This window comes from Algibacter sp. L1A34, assembly GCF_009796805.1.
Taxonomy (GTDB): Bacteria; Bacteroidota; Bacteroidia; order Flavobacteriales; family Flavobacteriaceae; genus Algibacter.
Genome location: NZ_CP047029.1, coordinates 3,331,436 through 3,348,948, shown reverse-complemented (window position 1 = coordinate 3,348,948; position 17,513 = coordinate 3,331,436). Strand labels below are relative to the sequence as shown.

17 protein-coding genes are annotated in these 17,513 nt (G+C 32.5%); 14 read left to right on the top strand and 3 right to left on the bottom strand.

The genetic code is table 11. The annotated features are described in order from the left end of the window. Positions 1 to 28: 28 nt before the first annotated feature. From GQR97_RS14130 to GQR97_RS19900, 11 genes are all read left to right on the top strand, one after another. Positions 29 to 1,264: a serine hydrolase domain-containing protein gene (locus tag GQR97_RS14130; protein ID WP_158849497.1), complete on the top strand. Its 1,236-nt coding sequence runs from the start codon at positions 29 to 31 to the stop codon at positions 1,262 to 1,264. A gap of 114 nt (positions 1,265 to 1,378) precedes the next feature. Next, a complete protein-coding gene (locus GQR97_RS14125) occupies positions 1,379 to 2,407 on the top strand; it encodes an L-dopachrome tautomerase-related protein (protein ID WP_158849495.1) in 1,029 nt (342 codons plus the stop codon). Between the two features lie 129 nt (positions 2,408 to 2,536). Beyond that, positions 2,537 to 3,751 (top strand): serine hydrolase domain-containing protein, encoded by a 1,215-nt coding sequence (locus tag GQR97_RS14120; RefSeq protein WP_158849492.1) that lies wholly within the window; start codon positions 2,537 to 2,539, stop codon positions 3,749 to 3,751. 125 nt (positions 3,752 to 3,876) lie between these two features. Continuing rightward, positions 3,877 to 4,239: a hypothetical protein gene (locus GQR97_RS14115; protein ID WP_199269857.1), complete on the top strand. Its 363-nt coding sequence runs from the start codon at positions 3,877 to 3,879 to the stop codon at positions 4,237 to 4,239. Positions 4,240 to 4,492: 253 nt separating this feature from the next. Continuing rightward, entirely contained in the window at positions 4,493 to 5,095 is a 603-nt protein-coding gene (locus tag GQR97_RS14110) for a toll/interleukin-1 receptor domain-containing protein (RefSeq protein ID WP_158849490.1), read from the top strand. After that, on the top strand, positions 5,095 to 5,706 hold the full coding sequence (locus tag GQR97_RS14105; protein ID WP_158849488.1) for a TIR domain-containing protein: 612 nt from the start codon (positions 5,095 to 5,097) through the stop codon (positions 5,704 to 5,706). Before GQR97_RS14110 ends, GQR97_RS14105 begins: the two co-directional genes overlap by 1 nt. 40 nt (positions 5,707 to 5,746) lie before the next feature. Then, positions 5,747 to 6,289 carry a TIR domain-containing protein gene (locus GQR97_RS14100; protein ID WP_158849486.1) on the top strand — a complete coding sequence of 181 codons (543 nt, stop codon included), beginning with the start codon at positions 5,747 to 5,749 and terminating at the stop codon, positions 6,287 to 6,289. A gap of 6 nt (positions 6,290 to 6,295) precedes the next feature. Further along, the gene (locus GQR97_RS14095) at positions 6,296 to 6,856 is read left to right on the top strand and encodes a TIR domain-containing protein (protein WP_158849484.1); all 561 of its coding nucleotides are present in this window, start codon (positions 6,296 to 6,298) and stop codon (positions 6,854 to 6,856) included. Positions 6,857 to 6,901: 45 nt separating this feature from the next. Next, complete coding sequence (locus tag GQR97_RS14090; protein ID WP_158849482.1) at positions 6,902 to 8,074, top strand: toll/interleukin-1 receptor domain-containing protein; 1,173 nt, start codon at positions 6,902 to 6,904, stop codon at positions 8,072 to 8,074. Between the two features lies 1 nt (position 8,075). Further along, positions 8,076 to 9,011, top strand: coding sequence for a hypothetical protein (locus GQR97_RS14085; protein WP_158849480.1), 936 nt, complete (start codon positions 8,076 to 8,078; stop codon positions 9,009 to 9,011). 134 nt (positions 9,012 to 9,145) lie between these two features. Continuing rightward, positions 9,146 to 9,604: a VF530 family DNA-binding protein gene (locus tag GQR97_RS19900; RefSeq protein WP_158849478.1), complete on the top strand. Its 459-nt coding sequence runs from the start codon at positions 9,146 to 9,148 to the stop codon at positions 9,602 to 9,604. 50 nt (positions 9,605 to 9,654) lie between these two features. Here GQR97_RS19900 and GQR97_RS14075 read toward each other — a convergent pair whose 3' ends face one another. The 3 genes from GQR97_RS14075 to katG all read right to left on the bottom strand — a co-directional run bounded on the left by GQR97_RS14075 (position 9,655) and on the right by katG (position 13,531). Further along, complete coding sequence (locus GQR97_RS14075) at positions 9,655 to 10,716, bottom strand: flavin monoamine oxidase family protein (protein ID WP_158849476.1); 1,062 nt, start codon at positions 10,714 to 10,716, stop codon at positions 9,655 to 9,657. Between the two features lie 101 nt (positions 10,717 to 10,817). Continuing rightward, complete coding sequence (locus GQR97_RS14070; protein WP_158849474.1) at positions 10,818 to 11,288, bottom strand: ankyrin repeat domain-containing protein; 471 nt, start codon at positions 11,286 to 11,288, stop codon at positions 10,818 to 10,820. 68 nt (positions 11,289 to 11,356) lie between these two features. Next, positions 11,357 to 13,531 carry a catalase/peroxidase HPI gene (gene katG, locus GQR97_RS14065; protein WP_158849472.1) on the bottom strand — a complete coding sequence of 725 codons (2,175 nt, stop codon included), beginning with the start codon at positions 13,529 to 13,531 and terminating at the stop codon, positions 11,357 to 11,359. A gap of 524 nt (positions 13,532 to 14,055) precedes the next feature. Here katG and tpx point away from each other — a divergent pair. The 3 genes from tpx to GQR97_RS14050 all read left to right on the top strand — a co-directional run bounded on the left by tpx (position 14,056) and on the right by GQR97_RS14050 (position 17,507). Beyond that, the gene (gene tpx, locus GQR97_RS14060; RefSeq protein WP_158849470.1) at positions 14,056 to 14,562 is read left to right on the top strand and encodes a thiol peroxidase; all 507 of its coding nucleotides are present in this window, start codon (positions 14,056 to 14,058) and stop codon (positions 14,560 to 14,562) included. Then, positions 14,555 to 14,926 (top strand): diacylglycerol kinase, encoded by a 372-nt coding sequence (locus tag GQR97_RS14055; RefSeq protein ID WP_158849468.1) that lies wholly within the window; start codon positions 14,555 to 14,557, stop codon positions 14,924 to 14,926. The genes tpx and GQR97_RS14055 overlap by 8 nt, the downstream gene beginning before the upstream one ends. A gap of 160 nt (positions 14,927 to 15,086) precedes the next feature. After that, positions 15,087 to 17,507, top strand: a complete 2,421-nt coding sequence (locus GQR97_RS14050; protein WP_158849466.1) for a DNA translocase FtsK — start codon at positions 15,087 to 15,089, stop codon at positions 17,505 to 17,507. The last annotated feature ends 6 nt before the right edge of the window (positions 17,508 to 17,513 follow it).

The window sequence follows — 17,513 nt, the reverse complement described above, 5'->3', positions numbered from 1 at the left end:
CACATTTAATAAAACAAACTAAGTCAAGATGAAAAATACACTTCTATTTCTTTTAGTATCAACTATATTATTTTCGTGTAAACAAAAAGAAGCATCTCACAAAACACTCAAAAGAGACTATACGGCAATAAACGATACGCTCACTAACAACTTGCAAAGTGCTTTCAAAAAAGATGCTATCATTGGGTTGTCGGTTTCTGTCGTTGATGATCAAGGTTTAATCTATGAAAATGCCTTTGGTTATACAGATATAGCACTAACAAAAAAGTACACACCAAACACCACACAAAATATTGCTTCCATATCAAAAACTTTAATAGGAGTTTCTCTTTTAAAAGCTCAGGAAATGGGAAAATTAAATCTGAATGATCCCATAAATAAATATTTACCTTTCGAAATTACAAATCCTAATTTTCCTGAAACACCCATTTTAATTAAACATCTCGCCTACCACACGAGCTCTATAAATGATCTTGACGAGGTGTATTCTAAATCCTATGTCTTAAAAAAATCTAAGCATAATGAAAACGAAGGTGTATACGATTGGTTTGGCATGCCTGAATCTAAAATTTCGCTTATAGAATTTATTAAAAACAGCCTTACTCCCGAAGGAAAATGGTATAGCAAAGGTATGTTTACCAATAGCAAGCCAGGAAAACTAAGAGCTTATTCAAATATAGGCGCTGCGCTTTGTGCTCAAATTATTGAATTTGCAACAGGACAAGATTACCAAGCATTTACGAAGGACTATATATTAAAACCTTTAAAAATGACATCGTCTGGTTGGTCTTCTAAAGATATTGATACCACGCAGCGTTCTAGACTATTCGCAAACAAAGAGATGCTAATCGCAGAATATTCGCTAATCACCTATGCCGATGGTGGTTTTATTACTTCTAATAGAGATTTAGGCCTGTTTTTAACGGAGTTAATGAAAGGCTACAAGGGAAATGGTGAACTTTTAAGCAAAGCGAGCTATAAAAAGTTATTTGAAAAACAGCAATTCCCGAATATAGAAACGGGAGAACAATTTGGCATTTTTATGGAGTTTAGCAATGCCTTTATAAAAATTAAAGACAACGTTATTGGCCATAACGGATCGGATCCTGGCGTGATGACAGCCATGTATTTTAATCCAATTACTGAAACAGGCAAAATACTTTTAGTAAATACAGACTCCGATTTTGATGATAATTTTTGGCCCGAAGTCGTATCCATTTGGAATGCTTTAATTAAGTACGAAACCGAATTAAAAAAAGAATAGTAAAACAGATAAAACCTATAGTTTTTTCTGAAACCACTTCCCTATTTTCAAAAGCTTTTTAAGTTTCTATTACGGTTATATTTGCTAAATTAGTAGCTTAATTAAATGGAAAACATGAGAAAGATATTTATACTAGTTATTGTCTTTGGAATTTGGAGTTGCACCTCTGAAAAGCCCGAAATTGAAAATATAGCCTCTTTTAAAGGTCAACAAGTTACTGGTGTTACAGTGAGTGATAATGGTCGTGTTTTTGCCAACTTTCCGAGATGGCGCGAACAGGTTAAAAACTCGGTAATTGAAGTTACCAATACTACATCAACACCTTTTCCTAATCAAACTTGGAACAGTTGGGATATTGGAAAAACTGTTACCGACAGTGTATTTGTGGCCGTACAATCGGTAGTTGCTTTCGAAAATACGTTGTATGTTCTCGATACTCGCAACCCGTTATTTAAAGGTGTTATAGTAAACCCTAGAATTTTCGCTTTTAATCTGTCTTCTAATAAACTAGAAAAAATCTATGTTTTACAAGAGGAAAGTTTTCATAAAGACTCTTACATTAACGACTTACGCATAGACAAAAAGAAGGGCAAAATTTACTTAACAGATTCTGGTCATGCTGGCCTTGTGGTGATCGATATAGCTTCCAGAACATCTTTTAGAGCGCTCGATAATCACAAATCTACCTTGGCAGAAACCAACCAATTAACGTTTAATAACGGGATTTGGAAAAATACAGTACATTCCGATGGTATTGCGCTAGATACTAAAAACGATATGCTTTATTTTCATGCACTTACCGGTTATAATCTCTATGCTATTTCAACCGAAAATCTATTGAGCCAAAATAAAGCAACTATTGAAAACGGTGTAAAACATATAGCCAAAACATCTGCTCCAGACGGGATGATTATGGATGCATCAGGACAACTTTTTTATGCCGATTTAGAACATAATAAAATTATGAAGCTAGATGTTACTAGCGGTGAAATAAGTGTTGTTGCAGAAGGCGAACAAGTAAAATGGGCCGATACTTTTAGTATTTATAAAAACGAGCTGTATTATACAAATTCTAGAATTAATGAAGCAAAAGGCGATATAAGCGCATTGGAGTTTACCATAAATAAGCTGAAAATAAACTAAGCATAAAAAGCTATTGGTAAATGCTGTAATAAAAGCTCAAAAATATGTTAATCTCAATAAAATCGAGAGCGTTTTAAAAAAGAACGATATGTATTAAGAACACTTATAATTTCAAAAAAATAGTAAACCATGAATTTAAAACAGCTCAAAATTCCATTTATCATTTTATTGCTAATTATAATAGTAGCAGCTGTGATCTACAACCAGAACAACAAAAAAGCCCAAGAGTTTAAAGACGCTATGGCTATGAAAAATCAAGAATATTCGTTTATACACATGGACGAATATTTGCCTACTAAAACAGTAAAAAAAGCCAATACTCCTTTTCTATTTCCTAAAATAAATAATATAACATTACCCGAAAATTTTAGTCATAATGGTACAACCTACAACACTTTAAAGTACATAGACTCATCGTACACGCAAGGCTTTATTTTTATTCAAAATGATACCATTCAGTACGAGGATTATTGGCGCGGACAAAAAGAAGATGTGCGGCATATCTCTTGGTCTATGGCAAAATCTTATGTGTCGGCGCTTTTTGGCATCGCTATGGAAGAAGGTTATATTAAAAGTATCGATGAAACCGTAGAAACCTACTTACCCGAATTAAAAGGCTCTGGTTACGATGGTGTAAAAATAAAAGATGTTTTACAAATGTCTACAGGTATTAAATTCGACGAAACCTACAGCGACCTCAATTCTGATATTAATAGATATTGGCAAGGTTTTATTACCGGAAAATCTCAAGATGCCTTTGCTAGCACATTAACTAACGACATACCTCCCGGAACTTACAACCATTACGTAAGCATTAACACCCATGTTTTGGGCATGATTATCGTTAAAGCTACCGGCAGAAGTTTAACCGACTATCTAGAAGAAAAAATATGGAAACCTATTGGCACAGAATTCGATGCCTATTGGTTAGCCGATGGCGAAGGCATGGAAATGGCAAACGGCGGACTAAATGCTTGCTTAAGAGATTATGCCAAACTAGGAAAACTGTATCTCCAAAAAGGGAATTGGAATGGCAAACAAATTGTACCGCTAAGTTGGTTTGAAGCTTCCGTAAATTCCAACGAAGAACATTTGCAAGCAGTAAGTAAAAACTCCTCTAGCCCTGGCATAGGTTACGGTTATCAATGGTGGATTAACGATGGTAACGAAGGCGAGTTTATGGCCATTGGCGTATTTAACCAGCATATCTATATCAACCCAACCACAAACACGGTTATTGTAAAAAATTCGGCCAATAAAAATTATTACGATCAAAATAACCCTTATGTGCAAACTCTTGTGCATTTAGAATTATACAGAAAACTGGCGCATTTAAGTGATTAAAAAACAGCAAGTTTTAAATTTACAGACTTCAATAATTATAATTTTAGAACAAACACTTTCCACAAGGATGGTGTTTTTTTTTACTCTTTTTTTTCAAAATTACGGTTACCCGTAAAACATATTTGATGTACTGTTCTAATTTAGCCTTTGTAAAAAAACATGAATTAATTTTTACAAGTATAAAGTCTGAACAAGCCGAAAAAAGACAAAAAAAAGAAGTAGGCAAAATTAAAACCCCAAAAACAGTTCCAAAATGTCTATTATACGCCGTTGCTGGGCTTATGGAATTTAGTAGTAAAATAACTGGAAAAGAACCTTTACTCCAAAGGCATTATCTCGATATGTTTTATGGATTAAAACAAGATTATGATATTAGTGCTTCTAAAAGCGTTTTAGGTTTTAACCCAAAACCATCTAAACAAGCCTTAGAAGAAGCCTTGAAGTGCTTGAAAAATGCAGTAAATTTTATAAGAAAGAAACATACTTAAAACCACTTTGCGAAAGCATGGTGGATTTTATTTTTAATTTTTTGGTTCTACGGTTTACCGTAAAATTCTTAACTTAGAATGTTATAATTTAGCTGTAATTAGAATGAAATATACGTAGATCCACGTATTGATTTACTTACGAATATGAATTAGATTTGATGATGATAGGAATACATGGGCTATAATTTGTTCTATTGTAGGATATGAGCAGTGTTTGTAGTTATAGAACTAGTTGTGCTTAATAAAAAAACGAATGAAAAGGATAAAAGGAATTAACAAAGCTGACGCAATACAAGCTCTAACATTTACATTAGAAACCATAAATTTCACTGAAATTAGAAATAGACCTTGTGTATTTTTAAGTCATAAAAAAGAAGATAAACCAGCTTGTAGAACCATTGCTAAATATCTTTCTGATGCAGAAATTGACTATTTTTTGGATGAGGAAAGTGCAGAGCTGCAAAGTGCTGTATTCAGTGGAAATGCTAATAAAATAACAGAAAACATAAAAAAAGGTATTGCTGAAAGTACACATATGCTAGTTTTAGTTTCTGAGAAAACTTATAAATCTCAATGGGTTCCTTTTGAAGTCGGCTATGGTCATTCAACAATTATTGAGGCAACATCAAATACTGATAATTCTAAACTATCAATTTTAACTTTAAAAGATATTGCTGAAAAAGAATTACCAACATTTATGCAAATAGGAAATATTCTCAAAGGAACTAAATCGCTTAACTCCTATATTTCAATCATCTCCAATCAGCTAGAAAAATCAATGATAAATGAGACTAGAATGTTTTCCCATTATCAACTAAATCACCCATTAGATAATGTATTAAATTGGAAATTATAATGAGCCAAACAAAACACAAAGTATTTATCAGTTATCATCACGATAATGACCAATGGTATAAAAATGAATTATTAAGATTAAATAAGTTACATAATATTTTCATAGATGGTTCTGTAGATACAGGAGACATTGATGATAGATTAGATAATCAAACTATAAGGCAAATAATTAGAGATAATTACTTAAAAGATACAACAGTTACTATTTTACTTGTTGGTACAGAAACTAAGAATAGAAAACATATTGATTGGGAATTAAAATCTAGTATGATAAATGGTTCTCTGAATAAAAAATCTGGTATTCTTGTTCTCAATTTACCTAGCACTGGCTCTACCTATTACACTGCAACTCATTCAGGTGAAAAAGAAAAGGTTCATCCAGAAAATAATTTTTGGACATCAATTGATACAAGAGCAGAATACGAAAGAAGATATCCTTATTTACCTTCAAGAATAATAGATAATTTATTAAAAACAGAAGCTAAAATATCAGTAGTTAACTGGAATGAAATTAATATTGAAAAGCTTAGTTTTTTGATTCACGCAACTTTTGAAGATAAAGCTACTTGTGAATATGATTTAAGCAGAACAATGAAAAGAAACAACTCTTAAAATTAAAAGTGAATTAATAAAAAAATTTTCCTTCAATTAAATGAACATCGAGAAAAAAACAAGAAATTGCTTTATAAGTTATCATCACGATAATGACCAAAAATATCTTTCTAAATTAAGAAAGACTGTAAAGAGTATGAAAGTTTCTGATTATTCTCTTAAAACAGATATTGGTCATTTAACAAATGAAACTATATACAATAAGATTAGAAGTAAAATGAGAACTTGTTCAGTTACAATTATTTTAATAGGAACAAGAACAGGGCATAGAAAATGGATAGATTGGGAAATTTGGGCTTCTTTAAGAGGTTATAATCATCCTTTTGATAAAAAGAAATCATTTAAACCAAATGGTCTTTTAGCAATTTTTCTACCAGGACAAAATCATTCAATTCCAGACAGATTACAAGATAATATAGATTCAGGTTATGCTGTGTCTATGAGATGGAAAAATTTAGAAAGAGATTTTGAAAGCAAAGTAAATTATGCTTATCGGAAAAGAAATAATGCTGCAAATTTAATACGCAATAACAGAAACCGACAAGAAAGTAATGCAATAAACTTTCTAGGAATAAAAATCTAATAAATTATGGCTTGGTCAGGAATAAAAAGAAGAGTTTTTATATCACACTTCAGAGGCGATAGAACTGAAGTAGATAATTTTATAAATCATTTTGCTAATAATCTAGGCATTTTCACACCTTATGTTCTTGGTGCAAACGATAATGATGAATTTATTGACAGTACAAACACTGACTATGTAATGGGACGTATTCGAGAAAAATATTTAAAAGATTCAACTGTTACAATTGTCCTTTTAGGAAGTTGCACCCATAGTAGAAGATATGTAGATTGGGAAATAAAATCATCTTTAAGACAAGGTAATTATACACCAAATGGATTAATAAGTATTGTTTTGCCTAGTCAAAATAACTCTGCTCACCTTCCACCTAGATTTGAAGCAAATTGGAATCAAGAGCATTCTAATTGTTATGGAAGATATTGGTCTTATCCAACAACAGGAAATCAACTTGGAGAATGGATTGATGATGCATACTATGCCAGAAGTACCAGAAATAAATTAATTGTAAATTCACAATCAATTATGAAATATAATACATCTTGTAAAATACACAATCAAACACATTAAAAACTTTAAGTAATATAATGTTTAATTCCTGATAATTATTAATATATGAAATATCCATTAAATATTTATATTGTATGGCATCCAAATTCGCTAATAAGTGAATCAATTGCCAAAGCTCTCTATAATACATTTTGTAGAAATTATAAAGATCCATTATCAAGAGGTTTAGGTATTCCTGTTTATTTTCGGTTTAAAAAAATTGTTGATGAGAAACCTGTTGAAATTAATTTTAATAATGCTGAAAAAAATGCTGTTATTTTACTAATTGATGAGGAATATTTTTTAGATGATGCTTTCAAAGAATACACAAAAGAGTTAGTAAATCTAATAGATGATGATACTAGAATATTCCCTGTTTCTCTATTTGACAAGGCACACACAATTGGATGTGGTTTAAGTAATATCCAATTTACTAATGGAACTGTGTTCCTAGATGAAAAACTAGATTTAGAATTAAGAGAACATTTAACAAAATCGATACGAAAAATAAAATCAGAAATTTTACATGACTGTGCTCGATTATTAATGGCTTTTCATCCAACATATAAAGACAAAGAAGAAGACAGAATTGGATCACCTGTAAAACTTTTTTTAAGCCATGCAAAATATGATGGGGAAATAACTACCCTAAAATTTAAGCGTTTTATTGAAGATAATTTAAAACTAGATGTTTTTTTTGATACTGTGGATATTGCAAATGGTTATGATTTTGCAGAACAATTTAAACAAGAGATTTTAAATTCAGCTCTTGTAGTGTTTCACACAGATGAATATTCAAATAGAGAATGGTGTCGCAAAGAGGTTCTTATTGCAAAAAAATATAAATCCCCAATTGTGGTTGCTCATAACATTAAAGAAGGCGAAAATAGAGCTTTCCCCTACCTTGGAAATATGCCCACAACTGTTTTAAATGATGACGAGACCGAAACTGGTTTCTATAAAATTATTTATTTGACATTATATCAAGTTTTAAACAATTTGTATCAATTCAGATTACTTTCTAACTATCGTAAACTAGTTAAACAAGATGTCGAAGTAAAGATAATTACCTCACCACCCGAACTTTTTAACTTTGTTAACATCAAGAAATATCAGAAAGAGATTGACAAAAAACTAATGATTCTTTATCCAGACCCTCCTATTGGGATTGAAGAATTATCTATATTGAATGAAGTAGATCCTGAAGTTGAATTTATTACTCCAATAAATCTTTTTTAATATGAATGAAGAATTGAATATAACCGGGATAGAAAATGAATTGGTCGATGAAAATATTGAAATTATAAACAGATTTAATCCAATTATTAATAAAAAAATAGCCATTTCTGTTTCAATAAATAAAGATTTAGAAAATCTAGGATTGAGTGAACACCACCTAAATGATATTTCAATTGAGATAGCCCGATATATTATTGCCAATGGTGGAACAGCAATTTACGGAGGAGACTTAAGAGTAAATGGTTTTACAAACTATTTTTCTGAATTAGCTAATCAATATAAAAAAAGTGACGACCCCTCTATACGATTCATTAATTATTTTGCTCTACCTTATAGCAAACAAATAGATAGAAAAGCTGAAATTGATTTTAAGTCTAAGCAAATAGGAATTGAAATAGTAAAACCTAATCCTAATATTGCTTTTGATAAAGAATTTGAATATAAACCATTAAAAAAAGTGAAGGACAGGTATATTTTCTGTGAATGCTTTAAAGCTATGAGAGAAAAAATGGCTATTGATTGTAATGCAAGAATTATTGTTGGTGGAAAAATAACTGGATATTTAGGTTTTATGCCTGGAATTATTGAAGAAGCTTTATACACTCTTATCAATTCAAAGCCATTATTTATTGTTGGCGGTTTTGGTGGAGCAAGCCAATCTTTAGCCAAACTATTTGAAGGGCATAATCCTGAAGAACTAACAAATGAATATCAATATTCGACACCATTTCTTCAAGATTTTAAAAAATATATTTCAGACAAATATGAATTTAGTGAATATTCAAAGATAATATCAACATTTACTGATTTTTCGATTGAAAAACTATCTTTAACTAATAAGTTAAGTATAGATGAAAACAGGGTATTGTTCAGTAGTACAAACATTCATGAAATAACATATTTAATTATGAAGGGACTGAAAAAATCAAGTTTCTAACGACAAATTAAATCTAAAAAAACTGAGTTCAAAAAAAGCTATCAACAGCTAATTTTAAACTCAGTTTTCAATTTTAGTAAAATCAATTATTAACACGTTAGCTACAAGTTAAAACCAGCCATCACCAAAACTAAATGAAAATCAAACAAGTAAGTCTTCAAGATATTGAAAACTTAAAAGCAATTGAAAAACAAACATTTAGGGAGACTTACGCTTCGGTAAACAACGAAGAACATATATCCGCATATACACTAAAAAAGAACAAATTGGCTAATAAACAGACACCATCTAAAACACTCAAAGAAACAGAACTGCAACCAAAGCCTAAACGCATAAGAAGACCAGCAACAGAAGAACAACTAAGCAATCCGTTTCATGGAGTAAAACTAAAACAGGTTTTAGAACATTTGGTAGCACATTATGGTTGGGCGTATTTGGGAGAACGTACTAATCTTCGCTGTTTTATCTACAATCCTACTATGAAATCTAGTCTTGGTTTCTTAAGAAGAACAACTTGGGCAAGAGAGCATGTTGAAGACCTTTATTTAGATATGCTAGACGAAACAAAAGAAGAAAAAGAAGAAGCGAAATAGATTTAAATAGAATGCTATAAAACTTCAGTTATGAAGTTAAAAACCCACTTCTATCTCTTAAATTTTATTTTTAATTGTTTCACAATTTGGTTGCCTCTATAAATGGCACCTTCCATATAACCACCATAGCTTGGTGACGTTTCTGAACCTGCAATTATAAATTTACCATTTAAATAGTTTTGTTGATAGACTGGATGGCCATTGTTTACATGTGGATTTAGAAACCTAGTAGTCGCTGAGTGTAACAAGCTTTCTTTACTCCAAACTTTTTCATCATAATAAAGATAATTTTTTCCGGCTTCACCAAAGAACTTAAAAAGTTGGGCTCTTATTTTTTCTTCTCTATACGCTTTGGTTTCGTTAGCTAAACCTGCATTTAAAAAGCCCATTAATGCAAAATGATTATTTTCAAAATCAGAATGGTCATAGATTTCTGTAAAAGGACCTACATTACTAAAACCAACTCCAGACAGTCCTTTTTCTTTCCAAAACGGCGTTTTATAAACCAATGCAAACTTAATGGAATCTTTCATCCAAGTATGCGTATTATTTGCAATTTCTAAAAGATTGAGGTCTAATTGAGAAGAAAAATCAACCGTATTAACTAAGAGTTGTGGTGGCATTGTAGAAATAACCATATCTGCAGTAAAAGTTGCATTTTCAGTTAGTACGTGTATTGAATTTTCTTGACCCTCAATGCGCAAAACTTTCTGATTGCGTTGCAATTCATCTTCTGAAAAATCGTTAGACAGTTTTTCTAAGATAGTTGCCGTTCCGCCAACAATTCTATAACTAATTTCTTGGTTTCCTGGCAATTGAAAACGTTCTGGCAAATTGGTATTTGAAGCTTCATATAAAGCATCACCTTTCGTGTTTTGCTCAAATAAAGAAATTTGTAGTGTAGCACATAACTTTATAAGTTCTTCATTGTATCTCCAGAGCCAAGTGGCACCTAATTCTACTTTTGTATGATCATTTTTTTTGGTAAAAATTCTTCCACCAATTCTATTATTCGCTTCTAGAATTTGGATAGAGAAGCCTTCTTTTTTTAATTTATATCCTAAATACAAACCGGAAAGTCCACCACCAATAATTACTATTTTTTTCTTCATTAGGTCAAATATAAGTAAGATACCCTAAAAAAAACTGAGTTAAAAAAAAACTTTAACAACCTTAATTCTAAACTCAGTTTTAATTTCAGTCAACGTTTCTACTAGGTTAAAAGCGCAACAATTTCGGTAAACTTCTTTTCTTCAGCGTAAGCTAAAGCTGTTTTTCCTGCGTTATCTTTTATGGTTTTATCAGCGTTATGCTCTAAAAGTAGTTTAACAATGTCTACTTTGTTGTATTGTGTAGCAAAGGTTAAGGCTGTGGTTCCGTTGGTATTCACTTCGTTTAAATCGGCGCCGTTTTCAATTAAATATTTTGCAAAGGCGACGTTACCTTTAAAACTCACACCAATTAAAGCGGTGTTTCCTGAGGCATCTTTAGCATTTATAGGTGCTTGATGTTCTACCAATGTTTTGGTTGCTGCTTCGTTATCAAAATAGGTTGCTAAAATTAATGGTGTAAAACCGCGCTCGTCTGTCGCTTCGGCTAATTTAGGGTTTTCTGATAGTAAGTTTTTTAGAGTTAAAATGTCTCTATTTTTTATGCTTTCAAATAAGTTATTAATGTCTTTCATTTGGATTTTTTTTATAAAAAAAGGAATGGCTATAAAAACCATTCCTCTAAAATCTATGTTTAATGTTATTATTTTATATCGAAACGATCTGCGTTCATCACTTTTGTCCAAGCAGATACAAAGTCTTTTACAAACCTTTCCTTGCTATCATCTTGAGCGTAAACTTCCGCGTAAGCGCGCAAAATAGAATTAGAACCAAATACTAAATCTACACGAGTTGCGGTAAATTTAACTTCGCCAGTTTTACGGTTTTTAATTTCGTAAATACCATTGTTAAGCGATTTCCATTCGAAAATCATATCCGTTAAGTTTACAAAGAAATCGTTTGTTAAAGCGCCTTCATTTTCTGTAAACACACCATGTTTAGTTCCACCATAGTTGGTTCCCATAACACGCATACCTCCAACTAAAACTGTCATTTCTGCAGCTGTTAAGCCAAGTAATTGTGTTTTATCTAGCAGCATTTCTTCTGGGCTAACCACATACTCTTTTTTCTGCCAGTTTCTGTAACCATCTGCAAGCGGCTCCATAGACTCAAAAGATTCTGCATCTGTCATCTCTTGCGATGCATCGCCTCTACCTGGTGCAAAAGGCACATCTACAACCATACCGGCTTTTCTAATGGCTTTTTCTACACCAACATTACCAGCTAAAACAATAGTATCTGCAATGCTAATACCAAATTCTGTAGCAATAGGTTCCAAAACAGACAATACGTTTTGCAATTGTGCTGGCTCGTTACCTGCCCAATTTTTTTGTGGCTCTAAACGAATACGTGATCCGTTTGCTCCACCTCTAAAATCCGATCCTCTAAAGGTTCTTGCACTATCCCAAGCGGTAGATACTAATTCTGAAATACTTAAACCTGTAGCAGCGATTTTAGCTTTTACAGCTTCAACATTATAATCGTAATTTCCTTTTGGAATTGGATCTTGCCAAATTAACTCTTCTTGAGGTACATCGGGTCCAAACCAGCGGTCTTTTGGTCCCATGTCACGGTGTGTTAATTTGAACCAAGCACGAGCGAAAGCATCAGAAAAGGCATCAAAATCGTTTTTAAATCTTAATGAAATTTCTTTATAAATAGGATCCATTTTCATGGCCATATCTGCATCTGTCATCATTGGGTTATGCTTAGTTGTCAAATCTTCAACATCTACAGGCATATCTTCTTCCTTAATATTTACAGGTTCCCATTGGTGTGCTCCTGCTGGACTTTTACGTAATTCCCAATCGTGGTTAAATAACATTTCGAAAAAGCCATTATCCCATTTTGTTGGGTTTGTTGTCCATGCGCCTTCTAAACCACTTGTAACCGTATATCTTCCTTTGCCAGATTTTGTTGGATTAGACCAACCTAAACCTTGTTCTTCTACATCTGCACTTTCAGGATCCGGACCTAAAATACTAGCATCTCCATTTCCGTGTGTTTTTCCAACGGTATGTCCGCCAGCTGTTAAAGCAACCGTTTCCTCATCGTTCATCGCCATACGCTTAAACGTTTCTCTAACTTGCAAAGCGGTTTTTAAAGGATCTGGCTTACCATTTACACCTTCTGGGTTTACATAAATTAAACCCATTTGTACTGCTGCCAACGGGTTTTCCATAGTATCAGGATGATCTACACTTGTGTAACGCTCATCACTTGGTGCTAACCATTCTTTTTCTGCTCCCCAATACACATCTTTTTCTGGGTGCCAAATATCTTGACGACCAAAGGCAAAACCATAGGTTTTTAATCCCATACTTTCGTAAGCAATGGTTCCTGCCAAAATAATAAGATCTGCCCAACTAACGGTATTACCGTATTTTTTCTTGATTGGCCAAAGTAAACGTCTAGCCTTATCTAAACTGGCATTATCTGGCCAAGAATTTAAAGGTGCAAAACGTTGGTTACCTGTACCACCGCCACCACGACCATCTGCTAATCTATATGAACCTGCTGCGTGCCATGCCATTCTAATCATTAATCCACCATAGTGTCCCCAATCTGCAGGCCACCAATCTTGGCTATCTGTCATAAAATCGTGTACATCTTTCTTTAAAGCGGCTACATCTAATTTTTTCAGTTCTTCTTGGTAATCAAAATCTGCACCTAATGGATTTGTTTTTGTATCCTGTTGGTGTAAAATATCTAGATTAAGTGTGTTTGGCCACCAATCTGTTACTGTTTTTTCGGTTGTAGTAATTGCGCCTTGCATAAAAGGGCATTTGCTCATGTCTCCGCTGCTGTTATGATCCATATTATATAGTTATTACGTTTTAATTTTTTTATAAAATTACTCTATTATAGAACCCTAAAACGATAAATAAAATTGATTGTTTTTATTTTATCATAAGTAATTCTTATAATCCTTCTATTCTAATCTGTCTCTAAATTTACGCAAACCTAACTTAGAGAACAAAAAAAAAGCCACTTCAGTTTGAAGCAGCTTTTTAAATAATCTTAATAAATCCCTAGTAAATTAAGATAATTGTAATATTATAGTATTAAATACATTAATTATGTATTCCATTAGTATTGAATGTTTTATAATTATTCTTTATCCAAAATTGTAATTATACAAATTATCTTACATATACGAGACTTAGTCGATATTGGTTTATAAGAATTTCAGCGTTAACACTTTATTAACGCATAGAGATATTCATTTATTTGATTCATAGTGATTTAATCAAAATCATAAGCATTAAAAAAAGATTAAACAAATAGTTTAAACATCTTATTATTCTTAATTTTACAACACAATTAATAAAACATAAAACTATGGCAACAGTAACATTAAAAGGTGGCGCAATACATACATCGGGAAATCTTCCTGCAAAAGGAACAAAAGCACCTGATTTTGCTTTAACAGCAAACGATTTATCAATAAAAAAATTAAGCGATTTTGCAGGTAGCAAAGTAGTTTTAAATATATTCCCTAGTGTAGATACAGGAACTTGCGCAACATCTGTTCGCGAATTTAACCGTGAAGCTAGTGAACTAGACAATACTAAAGTATTATGTGTTTCTCGCGATTTACCATTTGCTAATGCGCGTTTTTGTGGTGCAGAAGGTTTAAATGATGTAATTAGTTTATCTGATTTTAAAACGGGAGACTTTGGGAAAGCTTATGGTTTAGATTTTATCGATGGCCCTTTAGATGGTTTACACTCTAGAAGCGTTGTTGTTTTAGATGAAAAAGGAACGGTTTTATACACAGAGCAAGTTGCAGAAACTACAGAAGAACCAAATTATAAAGCTGCTTTAGAAGCTCTTTTAAATGAGTAACAAAAAAGAATCTTTTTTAGTAAATAGATTAAAAAGTGTTGGCTTTGCTTTTAAAGGTGCTGTATTACTCCTTAAAACCGAAGCCAGCATTAAAATTCAATTTACACTCGGCGTTATAGTGACTATCGCTGGGTTTTACTATAATATATCTACTACCGAGTGGCTTATTCAACTTTTGGCCATTGCCTTAGTGATGTGTGCCGAAGGCGTTAATACCGCCATTGAAGCTATAGCCGATTTTATTCACCCAGAACATCACGAAAAAATAGGTTTAATAAAAGATATTGCCGCCGGAGCCGTATTTATTGCTGCTATTTTCACCTCTATTATTGGGCTTATCATTTATATTCCTAAAATTTTCTAGACATCATCTTTTAAAAATGAGTGAATTAAAAGGTTTACTCTGCAATTTTTTAAAATATAGTTTCGTTAACGTTAGTAATTTGTATTTTTGTGTCGTTATAAAAATAATGACCTCTTTTGAATTCGATTCAAGACCTCAATCATGAAATCTAAACGCATTAATGGCGAAAAGTAAAACTAAACCTAAAAAAGCACCTCGTAAAAAAGCAGAACTACCTAGTTTTAAAATATCTAGTCAACAAAAACTAGTATTAGGTAGCTTTTTAATAATTTTCGGCTTTGTGCTAGCCATTGCCTTTGTATCGTTCTTTTTTACAGGAGAAGCCGATCAAAGCACTTTATCTCATTTTGCAGATCGCGAGATCGAAACCGAGAACTGGTTAAGTAAATCTGGCGCATGGTTAAGCGATTTTTTTATTCAACGTGGTTTTGGCTTGCCTTCATTCATATTTGCTGGTCTACTTTGCCTATCGGGTATGTATGTTTTAATGAACATCAATAAAGAAAAACTGAGAAGACATTGGTTTTGGGGCGTTTTAATCATCATTTGGTTATCTGTACTTTTTGGTTTCTTCGGAAATAAAAATGCCATTCTTGGCGGTACTATAGGTTTCGAAATTAACAGCTACCTACAAGATTATATTGGAAAAATAGGCGTTTCACTTTTACTTCTTTTTGGCTTAATTACCTATTTGGCTATTCGATTTAAACTTACGTTTGAAAGTATTTCGAATCAATTTAAATCTGCAAAAAGCAATTTAAAAAGTGAGTTATCGGATATGAAAGAAGATATGATCGTGCCTTTAGATAATAATTTATCTGAAGAAGCAGATGATATTAAAGCGGCTTTCAATATTACTGTAGAGGATGAAAAACCAATAGAGACACCTCTCCAAAAGGTTGAAGTTCCTATAAAACCTAAAGTAGAAAAAGTTACGGTTGAAGATAAAACACCATTAGTAGTAAAAGTTGCTGAAGAAGAAGCTATCGATGAAGATTTAGAAATGAAAGTGGTAGAAGTTCCTGAAGAACTTTCGGAAACCGATAATTTAGCCAATAAATTGGTTGAAGATTTTGGGCAGTTCGACCCTACTCTAGAACTTGGTAAATATCAATTCCCTCCTTTAGATTTATTAAAACAGTATGATACTGGTGGTATTACCATCAACCAAGAAGAATTAGAAAGTAATAAGAATAAAATTGTTGATACTTTAAGCAATTATAAAATTGGTATTGCAAGTATTAAAGCTACCATTGGACCAACAGTTACTCTTTATGAAATTGTACCAGAAGCAGGCGTACGTATTTCTAAAATCAAGAACTTAGAAGATGATATTGCACTTTCATTAGCCGCTTTAGGAATTCGTATCATTGCTCCTATTCCTGGAAAAGGAACTATTGGTATTGAGGTACCAAATAAAGATTCCACTATTGTTTCCATGAGATCTGCTATTGCTTCGCAGAAATTCCAAAAATCCGAAATGCAACTTCCTATAGCTTTAGGAAAAACAATTAGTAATGAAACACTTGTTGTGGATTTAGCTAAAATGCCTCACTTGCTTATGGCAGGTGCTACAGGACAAGGTAAATCGGTTGGTTTAAATGCTGTTTTAACGTCCTTACTTTATAAAAAACACCCTGCGGAAGTTAAGTTTATATTAGTCGATCCTAAAAAGGTAGAACTAACGCTTTTCAATAAAATTGAACGTCATTATTTAGCGAAACTTCCAGATAGCGAAGAAGCTATCATAACAGATAACACTAAGGTTATCAATACATTAAATTCACTTTGTATTGAAATGGATAACCGTTACGAAATGCTTAAAAATGCACTTTGTAGAAACATTGCCGAATACAACGTTAAGTTTAAAGCTCGTAAATTAAATCCAAACGACGGACACCAATTTTTACCATATATTGTTTTGGTGGTCGATGAGTTTGCAGATTTAATTATGACGGCTGGTAAAGAAGTAGAAACTCCTATAGCGCGTTTAGCTCAACTTGCTCGTGCCATTGGTATTCACTTAATTATTGCTACGCAACGTCCGTCAGTAAATGTAATTACCGGTATTATTAAAGCCAATTTCCCTGCACGTATTGCTTTTAGAGTAACCTCTAAAATCGATTCACGTACCATTTTGGATGGTTCGGGTGCCGATCAACTTATTGGTCGTGGAGATATGCTTTACACGCAAGGAAACGATTTAATACGTGTACAGTGTGCCTTTGTTGATACGCCAGAAGTAGAACGTATTGTAGACTTTATTGGTGCACAAAAAGCATATCCAGAAGCTTATTTACTTCCTGAGTATGTTGGCGAAGAAAGTGGCACAAGTCTTGATATAGATATATCGGATAGAGATAAACTCTTTAAAGATGCTGCTGTAGTTATTGTAACAGCACAGCAAGGTTCGGCCTCATTATTACAACGAAAGTTGAAATTAGGTTATAACCGCGCGGGACGAATTATCGATCAATTAGAAGCCGCAGGAATTGTTGGTCAATTTGAAGGTAGTAAAGCCAGACAAGTATTAATAACAGATTTAGTAGCATTGGATCTACATTTAGAAAACGAAATATAATTTAAA